This is a genomic window from Bradyrhizobium sp., from assembly GCF_049586575.1.
Taxonomy (GTDB): domain Bacteria; phylum Pseudomonadota; class Alphaproteobacteria; order Rhizobiales; family Xanthobacteraceae; genus Bradyrhizobium.
Genome location: NZ_JBAVCF010000457.1, coordinates 1 through 2,385, shown reverse-complemented (window position 1 = coordinate 2,385; position 2,385 = coordinate 1). Strand labels below are relative to the sequence as shown.

Genomic DNA, 2,385 nt, shown 5'->3' with positions numbered 1-2,385 from the left:
GCATGACGCTCAAGGAATTGTCCGACTGGCGTGGTAACCGCGCCGATGCCGGCCGCCTGGCGCACGGCTTGCCGAAGTCGAACAAGTTCCTCCGCGGCGTGGAGTAGGGGCGGAGTGCTCTCGAACCGGCGCGACGGGAGCGCGGGTTCAAATAGGTGTCTTGCGGCCTATCGGCTTAACGCCTGCTCCATCGCCAGCTCTGCCTGAAGGCTTGCAAGGTCGCGGTAGATCGAGGCGACCGCAAGCACGCGGCCCTTGCTCTTGTATTTCAGGAGGCAGTCCCGGCCTGAGATATCGCCATCGATCGCAATCTCATCCCACTTCTCGGCATGGCCGACATAGTTGATCGGCACATCGTAATGCTGGCTCCAGAAAAAGGGCACCGCGTCGAAGACCTCGCGCTGTCCCAGCATGTTGCGCGCGGCGGTCTGGCCCTGGCGTTGCGCTACAACCCAGTGCTCGACGCGGATGTTGTCCTTCGAATGCGGGTCGGGCCAACGCGCGATATCGCCGGCGGCGTAGATTCCAGTGACGCTGGTTTCGAGGAATTCGTTCACAGCAACGCCGCGGTCCATTTTGAGGCCGGCCTGTTCCGCCAAGGCAAGACGCGGGCGAACACCGACGCCGGCGAGCACGACATCGGCCTCGAGCACGCTACCGCTCTTGAGGGTCGCGCGCTTGCCCTCGATCGCAGCGACGGTATCACCCAAGTGAAAAATGACGCCATGCTCCTCATGCAGGGCGCGAACGAAGTCGCCCATCTCGGGTCCCAGCACGCGTTCCATCGGCCGCTGCTCCGGCGCGACCACATGCACCTCGATGCCGCGCGTGCGCAAGGCCGCCGCCGCCTCAAGCCCGATAAAGCTCGCTCCCATCACGATCGCGCGACGCGCACCCCTGATGGACTCAATGATCGCGCGGCAATCGGCGAGTGTACGGAGTACATGGACATGCGGCTGGTCGGCCCCCGGAATCGGCAGCCAAACCGGCTCGGCGCCCGTCGCCAGCAGCAGGCGGTCATAGGGAATGGCGCCGCCGTTGGCGACGATGACATCGCGCGCTTTGGTATCGATCGATGTGACGTTGCTCTTGAGCCGCAGATCGATGCCGGCCTCGGCGTAAAAACTATCGGGGCGCAACGGCAGCCAGTCCTCCGGCGCACTGCCCGCGAGATAGTCCTTCGACAGATTTGGCCGATCCACCGGCGGCGCGGCGTCGCTGCTGAGCATCACGATGCTGCCGCGAAAATCCTGCCGCCGCAGCATGTCCGCCGCCGCAAGGCCAGCCGCGCCACCACCGATGATCACGATCTTGCCCGGCGCGTCGACAGGTCTCTTGCCGCGGGACTTCGGTTGTTCACGCTTGCGGCGGACGAAGATCCGGTCGCCCTCGTGCTCGACCTGCCAGACTGACAGCGCGTTCAACGCGGGCGGCCGCGCGGCCTCTCCGGTGCGCAAATCGAAACAGGCATGATGCCAGGGGCAACGAATGCTGTGGCCGACTACGAGCCCGTCCGCGAGCGGCCCGTGATAATGGCTGCAGTGGGCGTCGATCGCGAAAATCTCGGACCCCGACCGAACCAGCAGAACTTCATGTTCGCCAACATGGCCGAGCAGGGTGGCGCCGCTGAAGTCAGTCGACGCAATGCCTTGTGTGAGGTCTGGTCCCGCGGGCGGGGATTGCTCTTCAGCCATGTCTATTCCCTCCGTCGCTACGATACGTCAGCCACACGCTATCTTATGTGGCCATGCCAAGGAATTCCTGGCGTGTGAGCGCATTGTCGCGGAAGCAGCCCAGCATACGGCTGGTGACGAGGTCGGTGCCGGGCTTGTGGACGCCGCGGGTGGTCATGCAATGATGCGTCGCCTTGATAATCACGCCGACGCCCTGGGGCTTCAGAACCTCGTTGATGGTGTTGGCGATTTGCGCCGTCATCTTTTCCTGGATCTGCAGCCGCTTGGCGTAGACGTCGACCACGCGGGCGAGCTTGGAGATGCCGACCACGCGGCCGTTTGGAATATAAGCCACCCAGGCCCGGCCGATGATCGGCGCCATGTGGTGTTCGCAGTGGCTCTCGAAGCTGATGTCCCGCAGAACGATCATTTCGTCGTAGCCCTCGATCTCCTCGAAAGTCTTTTCCAGAATCTCAACCGGATTTTGATCGTAGCCGGAGAAGAATTCCTCGAACGAACGGGTTACGCGCGCCGGAGTCTCGATCAGGCCGTCGCGTCCGGGATCCTCGCCCACCCATCGGATGATGGTTCGGACCGCAGCCTCGACTTCCGATCGGCTGGGTTTTTGGACGTCGGCTTGCGGCGCGTCAGCGTGACGCAGCGCATGTAGATGTGGGCTCACGGGCATGCTCCTCGTTGCAGGCGTATAGGC

The 2,385-nt window shown here is 63.6% G+C and carries 2 protein-coding genes; both read right to left on the bottom strand.

What is annotated here, in order from left to right:
* Positions 1-167 precede the first annotated feature (167 nt).
* Positions 168-1,694: an FAD-dependent oxidoreductase gene (locus WB528_RS17750; protein ID WP_423889703.1), complete on the bottom strand. Its 1,527-nt coding sequence runs from the start codon at positions 1,692-1,694 to the stop codon at positions 168-170.
* A 43-nt stretch (positions 1,695-1,737) separates the two neighbouring features.
* The gene (folE, locus tag WB528_RS17745; RefSeq protein WP_423889704.1) at positions 1,738-2,361 is read right to left on the bottom strand and encodes a GTP cyclohydrolase I FolE; all 624 of its coding nucleotides are present in this window, start codon (positions 2,359-2,361) and stop codon (positions 1,738-1,740) included.
* Between the last annotated feature and the right edge of the window lie 24 nt (positions 2,362-2,385).

Excerpts from the sequence above, each read along its gene's own strand:
- WB528_RS17750 (WP_423889703.1), bottom strand. The coding sequence starts at position 1,694 with ATGGCTGAAGAGCAATCCCCGCCCGCGGGACCAGACCTCACACAAGGC.
- folE (WP_423889704.1), bottom strand. The coding sequence starts at position 2,361 with ATGCCCGTGAGCCCACATCTACATGCGCTGCGTCACGCTGACGCGCCG.